The organism is Sphingobium sp. AS12, assembly GCF_019097845.1.
In the GTDB taxonomy this organism is placed as follows: Bacteria; Pseudomonadota; Alphaproteobacteria; order Sphingomonadales; family Sphingomonadaceae; genus Sphingobium.
In genome coordinates this window covers 68,184-82,815 of sequence record NZ_JAHRGM010000011.1, presented here as the reverse complement: position 1 = coordinate 82,815, position 14,632 = coordinate 68,184, and the positions used below count along the sequence as shown (strand labels likewise).

Annotated in this window: 15 protein-coding genes; 7 read left to right on the top strand and 8 right to left on the bottom strand. The window is 65.5% G+C overall.

Features of this window, described 5'->3' with window-relative positions; all coding sequences use genetic code 11:
- Positions 1–99: 99 nt before the first annotated feature.
- Together KRZ98_RS05505 and KRZ98_RS05500 are read right to left on the bottom strand one after the other, a co-directional pair.
- Positions 100–1,926: a DUF885 family protein gene (locus KRZ98_RS05505; RefSeq protein ID WP_217672661.1), complete on the bottom strand. Its 1,827-nt coding sequence runs from the start codon at positions 1,924–1,926 to the stop codon at positions 100–102.
- Positions 1,927–2,011: 85 nt separating this feature from the next.
- Positions 2,012–2,473 (bottom strand): hypothetical protein, encoded by a 462-nt coding sequence (locus tag KRZ98_RS05500; protein WP_217672660.1) that lies wholly within the window; start codon positions 2,471–2,473, stop codon positions 2,012–2,014.
- A gap of 76 nt (positions 2,474–2,549) precedes the next feature.
- Between KRZ98_RS05500 and KRZ98_RS05495 the strand changes: the two genes are divergently transcribed.
- The 3 genes from KRZ98_RS05495 (at position 2,550) to KRZ98_RS05485 (ending at position 4,173) form a co-directional block, all read left to right on the top strand.
- Positions 2,550–2,777 (top strand): DUF4160 domain-containing protein, encoded by a 228-nt coding sequence (locus KRZ98_RS05495; RefSeq protein WP_182913927.1) that lies wholly within the window; start codon positions 2,550–2,552, stop codon positions 2,775–2,777.
- Complete coding sequence (locus tag KRZ98_RS05490; RefSeq protein ID WP_217672659.1) at positions 2,774–3,226, top strand: DUF2442 domain-containing protein; 453 nt, start codon at positions 2,774–2,776, stop codon at positions 3,224–3,226. Before KRZ98_RS05495 ends, KRZ98_RS05490 begins: the two co-directional genes overlap by 4 nt.
- A 122-nt stretch (positions 3,227–3,348) precedes the next feature.
- The gene (locus KRZ98_RS05485; RefSeq protein WP_217672658.1) at positions 3,349–4,173 is read left to right on the top strand and encodes a hypothetical protein; all 825 of its coding nucleotides are present in this window, start codon (positions 3,349–3,351) and stop codon (positions 4,171–4,173) included.
- 67 nt (positions 4,174–4,240) lie between these two features.
- Here KRZ98_RS05485 and KRZ98_RS05480 read toward each other — a convergent pair whose 3' ends face one another.
- A complete protein-coding gene (locus KRZ98_RS05480) occupies positions 4,241–4,684 on the bottom strand; it encodes an NfeD family protein (protein ID WP_217672657.1) in 444 nt (147 codons plus the stop codon).
- A gap of 193 nt (positions 4,685–4,877) precedes the next feature.
- Positions 4,878–5,849: an SPFH domain-containing protein gene (locus tag KRZ98_RS05475; RefSeq protein WP_217672708.1), complete on the bottom strand. Its 972-nt coding sequence runs from the start codon at positions 5,847–5,849 to the stop codon at positions 4,878–4,880.
- A gap of 77 nt (positions 5,850–5,926) precedes the next feature.
- Here KRZ98_RS05475 and KRZ98_RS05470 point away from each other — a divergent pair, with 77 nt between their 5' ends.
- Complete coding sequence (locus tag KRZ98_RS05470) at positions 5,927–6,742, top strand: CoA ester lyase (RefSeq protein WP_217672656.1); 816 nt, start codon at positions 5,927–5,929, stop codon at positions 6,740–6,742.
- Positions 6,743–6,752: 10 nt separating this feature from the next.
- On the opposite strand, the gene KRZ98_RS05465 is transcribed toward KRZ98_RS05470, so the two are convergent.
- The 4 genes from KRZ98_RS05465 to KRZ98_RS05450 all read right to left on the bottom strand — a co-directional run bounded on the left by KRZ98_RS05465 (position 6,753) and on the right by KRZ98_RS05450 (position 12,003).
- Complete coding sequence (locus tag KRZ98_RS05465) at positions 6,753–8,186, bottom strand: AcvB/VirJ family lysyl-phosphatidylglycerol hydrolase (RefSeq protein WP_217672655.1); 1,434 nt, start codon at positions 8,184–8,186, stop codon at positions 6,753–6,755.
- 99 nt (positions 8,187–8,285) lie between these two features.
- Positions 8,286–10,850 carry a bifunctional lysylphosphatidylglycerol flippase/synthetase MprF gene (gene mprF, locus KRZ98_RS05460; RefSeq protein WP_254798125.1) on the bottom strand — a complete coding sequence of 855 codons (2,565 nt, stop codon included), beginning with the start codon at positions 10,848–10,850 and terminating at the stop codon, positions 8,286–8,288.
- 7 nt (positions 10,851–10,857) lie between these two features.
- Entirely contained in the window at positions 10,858–11,265 is a 408-nt protein-coding gene (locus KRZ98_RS05455) for a DUF2147 domain-containing protein (RefSeq protein ID WP_217672654.1), read from the bottom strand.
- Between the two features lie 3 nt (positions 11,266–11,268).
- Positions 11,269–12,003 carry a virulence factor gene (locus KRZ98_RS05450; RefSeq protein ID WP_254798124.1) on the bottom strand — a complete coding sequence of 245 codons (735 nt, stop codon included), beginning with the start codon at positions 12,001–12,003 and terminating at the stop codon, positions 11,269–11,271.
- A gap of 131 nt (positions 12,004–12,134) precedes the next feature.
- Between KRZ98_RS05450 and KRZ98_RS05445 the strand changes: the two genes are divergently transcribed.
- Genes KRZ98_RS05445 through KRZ98_RS05435 form a run of 3 tightly spaced genes read left to right on the top strand, consistent with a single transcriptional unit; the run spans position 12,135 to position 14,578 of the window.
- Positions 12,135–12,554, top strand: coding sequence for a PDZ domain-containing protein (locus tag KRZ98_RS05445; RefSeq protein WP_217672652.1), 420 nt, complete (start codon positions 12,135–12,137; stop codon positions 12,552–12,554).
- Positions 12,523–13,203, top strand: a complete 681-nt coding sequence (locus KRZ98_RS05440) for a response regulator transcription factor (RefSeq protein WP_217672651.1) — start codon at positions 12,523–12,525, stop codon at positions 13,201–13,203. Before KRZ98_RS05445 ends, KRZ98_RS05440 begins: the two co-directional genes overlap by 32 nt.
- A gap of 10 nt (positions 13,204–13,213) precedes the next feature.
- Positions 13,214–14,578 (top strand): HAMP domain-containing sensor histidine kinase, encoded by a 1,365-nt coding sequence (locus KRZ98_RS05435; RefSeq protein WP_217672650.1) that lies wholly within the window; start codon positions 13,214–13,216, stop codon positions 14,576–14,578.
- The last annotated feature ends 54 nt before the right edge of the window (positions 14,579–14,632 follow it).

Genomic DNA, 14,632 nt, shown 5'->3' with positions numbered 1-14,632 from the left:
TCATGACCGGGTTAAGGCCGTGTGCTCCCGCGCAGGCGGGAGCCCAGTGGAAACGGCGGAACTGGGCTCCCGCCTGCGCGGGAGCACGTAGTTTCTATTTTAACCGCCCTTCCGTTCCGCCACCCATGCCTCGACATGGCCCGCCAGCACGGTCATCGGCACGCCGCCGCCCTTGACCAAGGCGTCGTTGAACAGGCGAAAGTCGAAGCGGTCGCCCAGTGCGGCTTTCGCCATGGTGCGCAGGCGGTTGATTTCGCCATGGCCGACCTTGTAGCCGCAGGCCTGCCCCGGCCAGGCGCAATAGCGGTCGACCTCGCCCTGCACATCCTCGACCGTGGAGCCATTGGTGGTGGCGAACCAGTGGATCGCCTTTTCGCGGGTCCAGCGCTTGGCGTGGAGGCCGGTGTCGACCACCAGGCGGCAGCAGCGATAGGCGATCGACTGGAGATAGCCCAGCCGCCCGGCGACATCGCCGTCATAGGCGCCAAGCTCGTCGCCCAGCTGCTCGGCATAGAGCGCCCAGCCCTCGCTATAGGCGTTGAAGGCGAGCAGGGAGCGGATCAGCGGCAGTTTATAGGTATATTCGCCCTGCCAGATATGGCCCGGTATGCCTTCATGATAGGTGAGCGTCGGCAGGCCGTAGCGCGGCCAGATGCTGGTGTCGCGCAGGTTGATATAATAGTTGCCGGGCGTCGTCCCGTCGATGGAGCCGGCCCCGGCATAGGCGCCGGGCGCGCCTGCCTCTATCTCCACCGGCACGCGCTTGACGATCAGTTTGGCCGGGACCAGCGTGGCGAAGGCGCGGGGCAGGCGGGCGCGGATGTCCGTCAGGCGGCCATCGATATAGGCCAATATCTGCGCGCGCCCCTTGTCGTCATTGGGGAAGAGGTAGCGCGGATCCTTGCCCATCGCGGTCATGCGTTCGCCCACGGTCCCCTGGGTCATGCCCAACCCTTTGAGCAGGCCGTCCATTTCGGACTGGAGCGCGGCGAGTTGCTCCAGACCTAGCTTATGCACTTCGTCCGGGGTCATGGTGGTGGTCGTCCCGGCTTTGAGCGCCCAGCCATAATAGGCCTCGCCCTGCGGCAATTTCCACACGCCTGCGTCCATGGTGGCGGTGGCGCGCTGGCGTTTGAGTTCGGCGACCTGAGCGGCGAGCGCCGGGGCGACTTTGGTGCGGACGATCTGGAGCGCCTTCGCCCCATAGTCGCCGGGCATCGACGCGGTGCGGCGGGCGATGGAGGCGACCGGCACCCACTGGTCCAGCGGCAGGGCGCGCACGGCCTCCATCTGGGCAATGCTCTTATCGAGCAGGAAGGCGGGGGCGGAGACGCCGATGCCTGCGTCATGGCGCAGCCGCTCCGTTTCGCCCGCCAGATTGGCGGCATAGGCGGTGAGGCGATCGAGATAGGCGTCGGCATCGGCGGGGGTGGCGATGGCGTGGTTGGAATCGAGGAAATCGGGGGTCTCGACGAAGCTGCCGGTGTTTTGGGCGACGGCATAGGGCGCGTTGCGGTAGGACCAGTTGCTGTTCATCATCGCCATGTCGCCAAAGGGGAAGGCGAACCCTTCGGCGGCCAGTTCATGCGCGGCGCGGGTGACCTCCACATTGGTGCGGGTGACGGGGGAGAGCGGGGCAAGATCGATAGCGCGGAGTTTGCCCAGGCGATCGGTCACATGGGCGGCGATCTGCGCCTGACCCGCCGGGCTTTTATTGCCGAGCCGATGCTTGAGCGCGGCGCGGGGGCCGGTGTCGATGCCAAGCCCGCTGGCGCTTTCCGGGGCGTCGGCCAGCATCGCTTCGGCCATGGCGGCAAGGGTCGCTTCGGCGCGGGCGTCTGGCGTTTGGGCGGCGCGGGCGGGCAGGGCGGCCAGCGCGAAGGCGGAGGAACCGGCGACAAGGAAATCGCGGCGAGTGGCGGTCATGCAAGCGCTCCGGGATAGGATATTTGCCGCTTAACTTCGCATATTTCCCGGTAAATGCGACATGATATTTCCTATTGGCGAAAGATCATAACAAATGGCTGGGTGCCTGTTCCGCCGCTTCGCGCTGGTCGATCCGCACGCGATGGGGCATATGGGCGCGCAGCCCTTCGACGTCGCCCGCCAGCGACCGCAGCGCCGCGAACATGATGCGATGGTCCGGCCCGGTGCGATAGCCAACCTCCCGCCCGCCCCGAAGGAGCGGTCGCGGCGCGGCGTCATGGATCAGCGCCATGGCGCGATCCCGCGCGGCGTCCAGCCCCATTTCGATCGCCCAGTCCCACGCCGCGGCGAAACTGTCCGCGCCGGGCCGCGCGCGCAGATGATAGGCCGACCGCGGCGAACAGCCCACGCTGCGCGCCGCGTGCGCGACGATGCCGCACTGGGCCAGCGCGGCGATGAACGCCGCCTGCGCATCAGGCGTCCAGCCGCGCGCACGGCGCTGGAGCGGGACCGGGGTGAAGCGGAGGAGGTCGGGAGAGTCGGGCATGACAGGGAGCATGGCATGGGAGGCGGGTTGTAGGACAGGGGTTGATATGGTGCAATAGTTGCACTACCATGCGCCCATGGTCACGATGTTTCGCGGTTCACGCTGGAAGATTGCGGTCTATGGCCGCGACCATGGCGTGCCGCATTTTCACATCGAAGGCCCGGACTTTCGCTGCTCGGTATCGATCGCGTCCTTCGACCTGATCGTCGGCACGGTGCCAGCAGCGGTTTTGGCCGAGGCGCTGGACTGGGCGCGGCCCCATCAGGCGTTGCTGATGCAGACATGGCAGGAGTTGAACGGATGACCATCACCGACAAGAGCCGCACCATCACCGCCGTGCGCGCGACGGGGGCTGCGTCGCTGCATCTGGACTGGTCGGACGGCATAGCTGTTGACGTTGATCTTGGCCCCGTGCTGGGGGATCGCGCCTTTGCGGCCTTGCGCGAGGCTGAGGCCTTTGCGCAGGTCGAACTGGGGGATTGGGGACATAGCCTGTCCTGGCCCTGCGGCGTGGAAATGGGGGCGGACTTTCTGTGGCTCGAAACCCTGTCGGCCACCGGCCATGGCGATACGCGTGCCTTTATGGAGTGGCGGATGCGCCATGGCCTGTCGCTGTCGAAGGCGGCGGAAGCGCTCGGCGTGTCGCGCCGGATGGTCGCCTATTATTCCAATGGCGAGAAGAAGGTGCCGAGGGCGATCTTGCTGGCTTGCCGGGGGTGGGAAGTGAGCGAGGGGTTGGGGCGGGCGGCTTGAGGGGGGCGACCATGATCGGCGTAGGGCGGGGCATCGTCTATAGCGAATAGTCAAGATCAAGGAGGGCTGAAGGGGATGACCACCATTGACGGATGTCAACTTGCGGTATTGGTGATTAACTGATGCCTATCCTGATCGCCGATAGCAACTTCCTCCAAAAATCTGCGCTGCGCGAGTACCTCGCTACTAGTCGATCAAACCGAATCGCGATTGCGGAGGAAGTGCTTGTTGAAATGCACAAGCGTGAGCCCGCCCTGACTGTTGGAAAGAGCTTCGAGATCGTTCGCATTTATCCTGCTCAAGTGGTGGTTTTGCGGGGCGTCACAAGCATCTATGGCCTCCCGATCACGTCAGCTTTAGATGCCCGTCGATTGATCGACAAACGGCAGACGACGGGGTTCGCTCAGTGGTATGATGACGTTCTACAAAGTCACGAGAATGAGGTGATGAGCCAGTTTCTCGCAAGTGCCGAAAAGCAGGCACAAGCGCAAATCGAGAAGATTGCCGCCACAGTTCAGTATATTCAGCCAGTTTTTCGAAACATGAAAAAGCGGTTCAACAAGGACGAATTAGAGCAGCTACGGAAACGGGTTCCTTACAACGATGACACCCAACGTAAGCTAATTGATATAATGTATGCAGTTTCGCGCGCATTGTTTATCAATACCAACGTGCCGGAGCATCAATATCCAAAACTAAATTTTCATGCCTTTGGCTATTTCATCTTTCGATACGCGATGTGCATGACATTACTCTATACTCGCTGGGTCCACCACGGGAACCTCAGCGATAACACTGATAAGCTCGTCAACCATGTGATGGATATGCACCTCGCAGCTTTAGGCACATTCTTCGGCGGCGTCCTAAGTGACGACGAGATGTTGATAGACGTTCATCGGGAAGCGCGGTGGCTCTTGCGCGCTGCTGGCAAAGCGTTTTTAGGCTGAACGAGACGACAGAATTTGCCATTGGTGGTTCCGGCGTTGAATGACCGAGACTAGCACGATCCCGTCCCTAAACCCCCTCCACCCGCAACACCGTCCCTTCAGCCGCGACCACGCGCACCCGTGCGCCCACATCGACGTCCGCGCCAACTGCGCTCCAGACGCTGTCGCCGACTTTGACGCGGCCTTCGCCGCCGGTGATGGCTTCCACCACGGTGACGGTCTGGCCGATCAGGCGGGCGGTGCGGTCGTTGAGGAGGGGGTCGGTGGAGGCGACGGGGTGGTCGGTGTACCAGCGGCGGCCGGCCCAGACGGCGGCGATGCTCAACCCCGCGAAGATTAGCAGTTGCAGGGGCAGGCCGATGGGCAGGGCGAGCGCGGTCAGGCCGGTAATGGCGGCGGCGATGGCGATCCAGATCAGGAACACGCCGGGGATCATCACTTCGGCGATGCCCAGCAAGGCGGCGAGGACCAGCCAGGCCCAATGATCTTCGAGCAGGGTGGAGAGGGTCATGGGGTGGGGGTCCGGGGGCTGGGTTGGTGTTGAGGATTTAAGCCCCTCCCCTTCAGGGGAGGGGTTGGGGGTGGGGGCGTGCCCCAAGCGTTAGGTCGAGACGATAGCCCCCACCCCAACCCTTCAAACGAGTCACGTGCCTCGTTTGAACCTAAAGAGGAGGGGCTAAGTGAGGATTGCGCCCGCATGGCCCTTACCCCTGGCTCTGGCCGAAGGGGCCGCGTCTTGGCGCGGGTGCAGGGGGCGTTGGCGCTCCGTCGCCGCCCAGCGCTTCTTTCGCCAATGCGCCGATGCCGCCCAGCGTGCCGATCAGTTGGGTGGCTTCGACCGGGAAGAGGATGGTCTTGGCATTGGGGCTGTTGGCGAACTGGCTGACGGCTTCGGTATATTTTTGGGCGATGAAATAATTGAGCGCCTGCGGGTTGCCGGCGGAAATCGCGTCGGAGACCATCTGGGTTGCCTTGGCTTCGGCCTCCGCCTCGCGCTCGCGGGCTTCGGCGTCGCGGAAGGCGGCTTCGCGGCGGCCTTCGGCTTGCAGGATCTGGCCCTGCTTCTCGCCCTCGGCGCGCAGGATTTCGGCGGCGCGTGCGCCTTCGGCATCAAGGATGTTGGCGCGCTTTTCGCGTTCGGCCTTCATTTGGCGGCCCATGGCGTTGACGATGTCGGCTGGCGGGCGGATGTCCTTCAGCTCCACGCGGGTGATCTTGATGCCCCAGGCGTTGGTCGCGTGATCGACCACGGACAGCAGCCGCGCGTTGATCTCGTCGCGCTTGGAGAGGGTTTCGTCGAGGTCCATCGAGCCCATGACGGTGCGCAGGTTGGTGGTGGCGAGCTGCATGATCGCGACATAGAGTTCGGACACTTCATAGGCCGCTTTCGCCGCGTCCAGCACCTGGAAGAATACCACGCCGTCGACCGAAACCATGGCATTGTCCTTGGTGATGATTTCCTGCCCCGGAATATCGACCACCTGCTCCATCATGTTGATCTTGCGCCCGACGGCGTAGAAGAAGGCGGGGTAGAAATTGAGGCCGGGGCGGGCGACTTCGGTGAAGCGGCCGAAGCGTTCGATCGTATATTGATAGCCCTGCCGCACCACCTTCACACTGACGGCGAGGTAGAAGAGGACGAGCGCGGTGAGGGTGAGGGCGAAGGTCGTCAGCATCATGGTCTCCCCGAAAGAGGCTTGGACTATGCGCCTTATTCGTTAACGGGGAAAGTCAAACCAAGGAGAGTCTGCCCATGTTGCTGCGTCATGCCCGCTCGCTGCTGTTCCTGCCCGCGTCCAACCCGCGCGCCATCGCCAAGGCGCGGACTTTGCCATGCGACATGGTGATCCTGGACCTGGAGGATGCGGTGGTGGACGAGGCGAAGGCGGACGCGCGGGCGGGGGCCGTGGCGGCGCTGGCCGAAGGGTTCGGGTCGCGGCTGACCGGCGTGCGGATCAATGTCGAGGGGACGCCCTGGCACGGGGCGGATATGGTCGCGATGAAGGGGGCGGCGGTCGATTATGTCGTGCTGCCCAAGGTGGAGAGCGCCAAACAGGTGCGCGATGTGTTCAGCGTGGCGCAAAAGCCGGTGATCGCGATGATCGAGAGCGCGAAGGGCGTGCTGGCGGCGCCGGGAATCGCGGCGGGCGAGGGGTGCGCGGGGCTGTTCATGGGGGTGAACGACCTGCGCCGCGACCTGGGCATACCGGCGGGTGCGGGGCGCGAGGGGCTGAGCCATGCGATGCAGGCGGTTCTGCTGGCGGCGCGGGCGGCGGGGATCGCGGTGTTCGACGGGGTGTATAACCGGCTGGATGATCTGGACGGGCTGGCGGCGGAATGTGTGGCGGGCCATGCGTTGGGTTTCGATGGCAAGACTTTGATCCATCCGGGCCAAGTGGCGGTGGCGAACGGGGTGTTCGGGCCGGACGCGCAGGCGCTGGCCGACGCACGGCGGCTGATCGAGGCGGCAACCGGCGGGGCGGAGCGGTTTGAGGGGCGGATGATCGAGACGATGCATGTCGAGGAAGCGCGCGCTCTGGTGGCGCGGGCGGACGCAATCGGGGCGTAAGGCTTTCGCGTCACACCCTCTGCCGCGATGACGGGGCGAGGACGATGGTGGCGAGCAACGCGGCATTGCGTCCGAAATGATGGCCGCCCGGCACGACGATCTGCGTTGCGAAGCGGCGCGGGATGGCGGGGCACGCGCTTTCCTCCTCCAGCGTGCCGCGGATGCAGCGGATGGGGACGTCGCGCAGGCGCATGATCGCAGGCACGGTCGGCTGGGCCTGGGCCGAATCGAGGTCCAGCCATGAAGCGAGGTGGAACTGAAAATCGGCGGTCGGCCCTAGCCCCAGCAACGACAGGCTGGCGATATGGTCGCGCGTTTGCGGATCGAGCGTGCCGACTATCGCGGGCAGCACATCCGCGCCGAAACTGTAGCCGATCATCATGACGCGGGGCCGGTGCCAGCGCGCGATATAGGCCGCAATGATGTGGCGCAGATCCTGCCCAGCGCCAGATGGCGTGCGCTGGCTCCAGAAATAGGACAGGCTGTCGATGCCGACGACCGGGATGCCCTTTGCCGCCAGCTGGCTGGCGATGTCGCGGTCCAGCCCGACCCAGCCGCCGTCGCCCGAATAGATGACCGCCATCCTGTCATCATAGTCGCCGCGCCTGGCTGGCGGCACGATGGTCAGGGGCAGGTCGGCGACATTGGCGGCGTCGACTGGGTTGAGCATCGGCCCCAGCGCGGCCATCAGGCGCGGCATCCAGCGGGTGCGGTCGGCAAAGCTATGATCGCCCTGGGGCAGGTCGATCAGGCGGGCGTGCGGCACGTCCGCGACGAAGCGCCGGGCGGCGGCAAAATCGACCACCCTGTCGCGCCTGCCCTGTACCACGATCCATGGCAGGCTGATCCGGCGGTTGGCAGCGAACAGCCAGCCGCGGCTGGGCTTTGTAATGGCGTGGGCGCTGAACCCCGGTGCGGAACACCAGGGCTTGGCGCCCGGCATGTCCGCGCTGAAACCCAGCGATATGACGGCCTGATACGCGCCGTCGGGCCATTGCGCCAGACTGGCATAGGCAAGCGTCGCGCCTGCCGAATAGCCGATGATGATGGGCTTCCTATAGGCACGGACGCCCGCGCGATGCTGGACATCGCGCGCCAGTGCGACCAGCGCGTAGTTGGGATTGATGCAGCGCTCCCGGCCCCGCTCCAGCGCGCGCAGGAAGGTGGGGGTGGATACGCCCGCCACCAATATGCCGTGCGCCGCCAGATCATGGGCGATGGCCGCCGTGCCTGCGTTCCACCCGCCATCCCCAGACAGGAACAGGGCCGTCGCGCGGGGTGGGTCGCCGGGGCGATAGAGGCGGATGCCCCCAAATGGCGCGAGGCTATAGGCCGATACCGTCACCCCCCGGTCCGCCGAAGCGCTGACCGGCGCGCCGACCCCGGTGGCGACCAGCAAGCTGCCGGCAATGAAGGTGGAGATGGTCCGAATGATCCTGCGCATGACCGGCAACCCCGTTTCAACCGGCAGGCATGATGGGCCGACGCGACTGTCCCGCCATTTACCGGCGGATGACAAGTTCGTCATTTATGGGTCTGCACCCTATCCGCCGCCGCTGCCTATCAGCGCCTGAACATCGATCAGGGTGCGGGCGAAGGTCACGCCCTGGGGTCCAGCAACGAAGCGCGCATCCCATTCGGGCGAGAATTTCTCCTTATAGGCGCGCAATCCTTCAAAGCCGTAGAGCGCATTGCCATGCTGATAGAGCATCGCGCCCAGTCGCGACCAGAAGGGGGCCAGCCGCCGCGCGTCCAGCCCCGACAGCGGCGCCATGCCAAGGTTGAACCAGGCATAGCCCTGCGCCTGCCCCCATTGCATCAGATGGATGAACAGAAAATCCATCGTGCCATAGGGCATGTCGTCGCGGTGGCGCATCAGATCGACCGACAGTTCCGACCGGTCCTGCGTTGTCCATATATTGGCGAAGGCGACGATCCGTCCCTGCACGCGCACGACCGCGCAATCGAAATGGGCCAGATAGGCGGGATCGAAGCGGCCGACGCTGAACCCCTTTTCCCGATGCCGCTTGGCCGCGAGCCAGTGCGCCGAAATCTCCGCTAGTTCGTCGATGATGTCAGGCAGGTCGGCGGCAGCGACGATGGCGAAGGTCGCGCCTTCGCGCGTCGCGCGCCGTTCGGCGTAGCGCAACGGCTTGGCGTCCGGCCCCTCCAGCGTGAAGCGGTCAAGCGGGACATGCGCCTCTTCGCCATATTTGGTGATCTGCAACCCCAGTTCGATCGCCAGCGGCAGGGCGGCGGCGCTGATCTGGTAGAGCAGCAGGCGACCCTGCGCGGCATCCACCTGTTCGCGCACGGTCCAGAGCAGGTCGCTCCATTCCGCGACTGCGCCGACAGGATCGCCCATCACGATCCAGCTATGGCCGCGTATCTGATACATCAGGAAGGCCTGACCCGTCGCCGACAGCAGAAAGCGCTTGTCGCCGGTCAGGGCCAGATTGGCGTCGGTCCGCTGGGCCAGCGCCATGGCCGCTTCGCTTGGGCCGATGGCGGCGTTGACATCCTGCCGGGCGGGTGCGGCGGGCCGGAAAAGGCGCAGAAATGCGACGCCCGCCAGCAGGATCGCCACGGCAAAGCTGGCCCGCAGGAAACGCGACGCATCCCCGCGCCGGGCAAATTGCCACCACAGGTCATTCTGATAATCGACATGCTTGTAGGCAAAGAAGCCGATCCAGATCGACAGGCCGACCACCACCGCGACGGTCGCCAGCCAGCCCGGCGAGAAGGCTTCGGCCAGCAGATGCGTCCGGCGATAAAAGGCCGGGCGGGTCCATTGCAGGGCCGCTGCGATCAGCAGCATCACCACCGCTTCCTCATAGTCCAGACCCTTGAGCAGCGAAAAGGCCGCTCCCGCGATCAACAACAGGCGCGTCAGCCAGAAGGCGCCGTCCAGCCGTCGATAGAGGCCAGCCGACAGGATCAGCAGTGCTGCGCCCACAAGACTGCCGGCCAGATGCGATATTTCGGTCAATGGCAGGGGCAGCAGGGTGGAGAGGGTTGCGGCCCGGCCCGGCACGGTCGGCAGCGATCCCGACACCAGCAGCACCGCGCCGCCCAGAAAGACCAGCGCGGCCATCATCATGGGTGCAATGCCCGATGCGACGGCCCGCATACCGATCAATGTGCGCGCGATCGGCCGGTGCCACCGGCTGCCCTCCTGCAACAGAACGATCGCGACGGCCATCAGCAAAGGCGCGACATAATAGATCAGGCGATAGGCGAGCAGCGCGGCGACCAATTCAGGCCGCCCCGTGCCGGGCAGCGCGGCCAGCATCACCGCTTCGAACACGCCGATGCCGCCTGGCACATGGGTGATGAGGACGGCGATGATCGCCAGCGTATAGCCGATGAAGAAGGCGGGCCATTGGTCGATGCCGATGCCGGGGACCAGCACGAACAGCGCGGCGCTGGCGGCGGCGAGGTCGATCGCGCCGATGCCGATTTGCGCCAATATGCCCGTCGCGGGCGGCACCGGCGCGCTCCAGCCGCGCAGCCGGATCGTGCGTCCGCGCGGCCCCGCCCAGCCGACGAGGCCCGCCATCGCCAGCAGCAGCGCGATGCCGAGCGCCCGCAGCAGATCCGCCGATCCCGCCAGCGCGCCGATCGCCATGACCTGCGGACGCCACACCAGCATCGCGCCCGCCAGCACGAACACCCCGCTCCAGAAGGTCGCGCTCGCGATCATCACCACGCGGGCGATATCGCTGAAGGGCAGGCCTGCCGCGCTGTAGATGCGGTAGCGCGCCGACCCGCCGGTCAGCAGCGACAGCCCAAGATTATGGCTGAGCGTATAGCTGGTGAAGGATGCAAGGGCCGCTGTCCGATAGGGGAGCGGTCGGCCGATCGCCCGCAATGCCGATACGTCATAGAGCGTCAGCGTCAGATAGCTGATCGCCGTCAGCGCCCCCGCCGCCAGCAGGCTGGCGGTGGGCAGCATATGCCAGGCCAGCCGGACCTGATGCAGGCGGACATCCTGCAGCAGATGGTCGAGCGCCACGAAACCCATTGCGGCCAACAACAGAACGATGCCGACCGACAGGGTCATGCGATGCCGCTCGAACGGGCGGGCCGCCGTCATACGATCGATCATACCGTCCTCACCCCCTCTGCCGCGTCCAGATCTGGCTCTTGCACAGCCAGCCGCGCAGCAGGCAGCCCGATATCTTCAAACGGTCGGCGTCGATCTGCTCGATCGTGGATGAAAAGCTGCGGCCCCTGTCGGGTACAAAGACATAGCCAGCCCAGCGCCCCGGCCCGCGAGAATGATAATTCTGGAGCAATGCGGTGCCGACCAGATGGGTGACGCCCGCGTCGGCTGCATCCGCGGTGGCGTGAGCGTCGGCCCAGCGAACCCAGCCGCATAGCGCATCGCGGCAAGCGCCGGTCGTTACCACCACGCTGCCATGTGGATTGACCCAGTTGCCCTCGATCGGGGCCATGGCGAAGGCAGCCTGCGGCAGCAGCAATGCTCCGGCGAAGATCAGCCACGGGCGGAGGCGCGGCATGGGTCACGCCCTTCCGATCAGGTGGGCGCGCATCATCGCCGCGCGCAACAGGCCATAAACGGCATCGACATCGCCGTTCAGCCGATGGCCGCCCGGCAATGCGACTGACTGGGCGTTGGATTGATGCAGCAAGGGACACAGGCTCGACGTCTCGTCGCGCCCCTGAATGCAGAGTAATGGCGTCCAGCTCAGCTGACGCGCGGTCGGGAGCGCGTCGGACTCCGCCATGGCGAAGGTGAAGATTTCCGATGGCGACGCCCTATATTCGACCGTCGCCCCCGGCACCACCAGCGCCACCAGCCCGATCGAGGACCGCTCGGCGCGCGGCAGTTGGCTCAGCGCAACATGCAGCATGTCCGCGCCATAGGATTGGCCGACCAGTATCAGCTGCGCCTTGGGGTTGATCCTGTGCGCCTGGCCGATCGCCGCCTCCAGCAGGGCTGAGGCATCGGATGCGGTTCGGGTCGTGCGGAAATAGCGCAGCGAATTGACGCCGACGACCGGTATGCCGTCGGCGACCAGCCTGGCCGCGACGTCAGGCGCCATCCCGACACGAAATCCCATGTCGCCCGACCACAGGATCGCGACTGGAGCGCCCGGCCGGGGTTGATAAGGGACAGGGCGCATCGGCGTGAAGAGAGTGCCACCCAAATAGCCGATCCAGGCAAAGTCCAGCAGGATCGCCACCAGCAGCGCGCCGACGGCCACCATCCATCGTCTGTTACGCCTGCGCATCATCGGTCGGACCTCTGCTCTGTTATCGTCGTCCTTCTGCGCCCCTCTATCCATCGGATCGGTGACCTTTGCATGAACTCTATGTCATGTAGCGGACAGCGCGGTGACAGACGATGGTGGCTAGAAGGTCGGGCATGATCTGGTCCGCCCGCCCTTTCTACGCGGCCGCCATGGTGCTGGCGTCCTTTGCGCCGCTCTTGGCGACCCGGCTGGCGCGTGCGCCTTCATCCCCTACGGCGGTCAGCGATGCCATGGGCCTGACCTTGGGCGAGGATGACCGCCACCGCATCGTGGTGACCAGCCTGCGCAGCGGCGGCATCGCCGATCGCCATGGTATTCAGGTCGGGGACCAGCTGACCGGCATGGCGGGCCGACCGACGGTGACGCTGGAGGCGGCGCGCGCACTGGTGCGCGCGCCGGGCCATTGCGCCATGCCGCTCATGCTCGACCGCCACGGCATTCCCTATCGGGCGATAATCTGGCAGTGCGGCAAGGCCGGCATCGGTGAGAAGGATCATTCCCATGGGTCGCAAGATTTTGCTGGTAGAGGATGACCGGACGACCGCCGACTTCATACGCAAGGGGCTGGCCGAACATGGCCATGTCGGCGACCATGCGGCCAATGGTCGCGACGGCCTGTTCATGGCGACCGACGGTGGCTATGACGCGATCATCCTAGACCGGATGCTGCCGGGCATGGACGGGCTGGCGGTGCTAGGCGCGTTGCGGGCGGCGGGGATCGAAACGCCGGTCATCCTGCTGTCCGCGCTGGGATCGGTCGATGACCGGGTGACGGGGCTGACCGCGGGATCGGACGATTATCTGGTCAAGCCCTTTGCCTTTGCCGAACTGCACGCGCGCCTTGAACTGCTGATGCGCAGGCGGGGGAGCGGCACCCATGTCGAGACTGTCCTCACCTGCGCCACGTTGCGCATGGACCTGCTCAAGCGCGAGGTGAAGCGCGGCGAACGCGTCATCGACCTGCAACCGCGCGAGTTTCGCCTGCTGGAATATCTGATGCGCCATGCCGGACAGGTGGTCACCCGGACGATGTTGCTGGAGGGGGTATGGGATTATCATTTCGACCCCGGCACCAATGTCATCGACGTCCATATCAGCCGCCTGCGTCGCAAGGTTGATGCCGATGGCGACCAACCCCTGATCCATACCGTGCGCGGCGCGGGCTATCGGTTGGGCGAATGAGGCGGGCCGCATGACCGCAAACCGCGCCCTGCGTTGGCTGCGATCGTCCCATGCGCGCTTCATCGGCCTGATCCTGCTGTTGGAACTGGTCTTTGGCGGCGCGCTGTTGCTGTCAGTCACGCAGCTGGTCCACGCCAGTCTGGACGCGGCGGACAATGCCATCGCGCGCGACACGCGCGACACCTTGCTGGAAATCGAACGGCAGGAAGGCCGCCGGGCGCTGGCCAGCGCGGTCACCGCCCATGCGCAGGACGAAAGCGATGCCGTGCTGCTGCTGGCGCAAGCGGATGGCCGCCGGATCGCAGGCAATCTGTCGGGCTGGCCGCCGGTCATTCCCGCCGATACCGCCGGGGTCACGGCGAAGCTCTATCGCATCGGCGACACCGACGCTGCCCCCTATACGATCACCGCGACCCGGTTGCGGGATGGCGCTCGCCTGCTGGTGGGTGAAAGCACCGATGACAGCGACCAGATCCGCCAGACGGTGGAGCGCACGCTGTTGACCGCATTGCTGATGGCGCTGCCCTTGGCCATCGTCGCCGCATGGCTTGTGGTCCATATCATCGACCGGCGGATCGGGCATATCGCCGCCACCGCCGCACGGGTTGGAGCAGGGGAGATCGACCGGCGCGTGCCGCTCGACGGATCGGGCGACAGTTTCGACACGCTGGGCCGTACGATCAACCGGATGCTCGATCAGATCGGCGCGCTGCTGGCCGAATTGCGCACTGTCACGGACAGCATCGCCCACGACCTGCGATCGCCCTTGACCCGGTTGCGGACCCGGATCGACCGGGCGATGCAGTCGGATAATCCGGCGGTGCTGCGCGAGGCGATCGACGGGATCAGCCGCGAGGCCGACCAGTTGCTGGCGATGCTCGCCACCGCGCTGGAGGTCAGCCGGATGGAGGCGGGGATCGGGCGGGATCGCTTCGTCGCGACCGATCTGGCGGCCATGCTGATCGACATGGGCGAACTCTATGAACCGGTGAGCGAGGAACAGGGCCGCGCCCTGGCCATATCCATCGCGCATCCCGCAACGCTGCCGGTCCATCGCGAACTGCTGGGCCAGGCGCTGGTGAACCTCATCGACAATGCGCTCAAATATGGGGCGGGGACGATGACGCTCTATCTGAAGGGTGAAGGGGGCGAGATTATCGTCGGGCTGGCGGACGAAGGGGCGGGCATCGCGCCCGAACGAGAGGCCGAGGCATTGCGCCGCTTCGGGCGTCTGGACCCTGCCAGGGGGATAGCAGGGGCGGGCCTCGGCCTCTCTCTCGTCGCGGCGGTGGCCCGGATGCACGGAGGGGACGTGCGTTTCGACCGTCGCGACGAATATTTTGCCGTGGAAATGCTACTCAGGCGGCAGGCCTAAAATGGGATAGCGCGACCCTATTATCCGAGCGACGGGAGCCGGGTCGGGTCAACA

Coding starts and splice junctions, on each gene's coding strand:
- KRZ98_RS05505 (WP_217672661.1), bottom strand. CDS start 1,926: ATGACCGCCACTCGCCGCGATTTCCTTGTCGCCGGTTCCTCCGCCTTC.
- KRZ98_RS05500 (WP_217672660.1), bottom strand. CDS start 2,473: ATGCCCGACTCTCCCGACCTCCTCCGCTTCACCCCGGTCCCGCTCCAG.
- KRZ98_RS05495 (WP_182913927.1), top strand. CDS start 2,550: ATGGTCACGATGTTTCGCGGTTCACGCTGGAAGATTGCGGTCTATGGC.
- KRZ98_RS05490 (WP_217672659.1), top strand. CDS start 2,774: ATGACCATCACCGACAAGAGCCGCACCATCACCGCCGTGCGCGCGACG.
- KRZ98_RS05485 (WP_217672658.1), top strand. CDS start 3,349: ATGCCTATCCTGATCGCCGATAGCAACTTCCTCCAAAAATCTGCGCTG.
- KRZ98_RS05480 (WP_217672657.1), bottom strand. CDS start 4,684: ATGACCCTCTCCACCCTGCTCGAAGATCATTGGGCCTGGCTGGTCCTC.
- KRZ98_RS05475 (WP_217672708.1), bottom strand. CDS start 5,849: ATGCTGACGACCTTCGCCCTCACCCTCACCGCGCTCGTCCTCTTCTAC.
- KRZ98_RS05470 (WP_217672656.1), top strand. CDS start 5,927: ATGTTGCTGCGTCATGCCCGCTCGCTGCTGTTCCTGCCCGCGTCCAAC.
- KRZ98_RS05465 (WP_217672655.1), bottom strand. CDS start 8,186: ATGCGCAGGATCATTCGGACCATCTCCACCTTCATTGCCGGCAGCTTG.
- mprF (WP_254798125.1), bottom strand. CDS start 10,850: ATGATCGATCGTATGACGGCGGCCCGCCCGTTCGAGCGGCATCGCATG.
- KRZ98_RS05455 (WP_217672654.1), bottom strand. CDS start 11,265: ATGCCGCGCCTCCGCCCGTGGCTGATCTTCGCCGGAGCATTGCTGCTG.
- KRZ98_RS05450 (WP_254798124.1), bottom strand. CDS start 12,003: ATGATGCGCAGGCGTAACAGACGATGGATGGTGGCCGTCGGCGCGCTG.
- KRZ98_RS05445 (WP_217672652.1), top strand. CDS start 12,135: ATGATCTGGTCCGCCCGCCCTTTCTACGCGGCCGCCATGGTGCTGGCG.
- KRZ98_RS05440 (WP_217672651.1), top strand. CDS start 12,523: ATGGGTCGCAAGATTTTGCTGGTAGAGGATGACCGGACGACCGCCGAC.
- KRZ98_RS05435 (WP_217672650.1), top strand. CDS start 13,214: ATGACCGCAAACCGCGCCCTGCGTTGGCTGCGATCGTCCCATGCGCGC.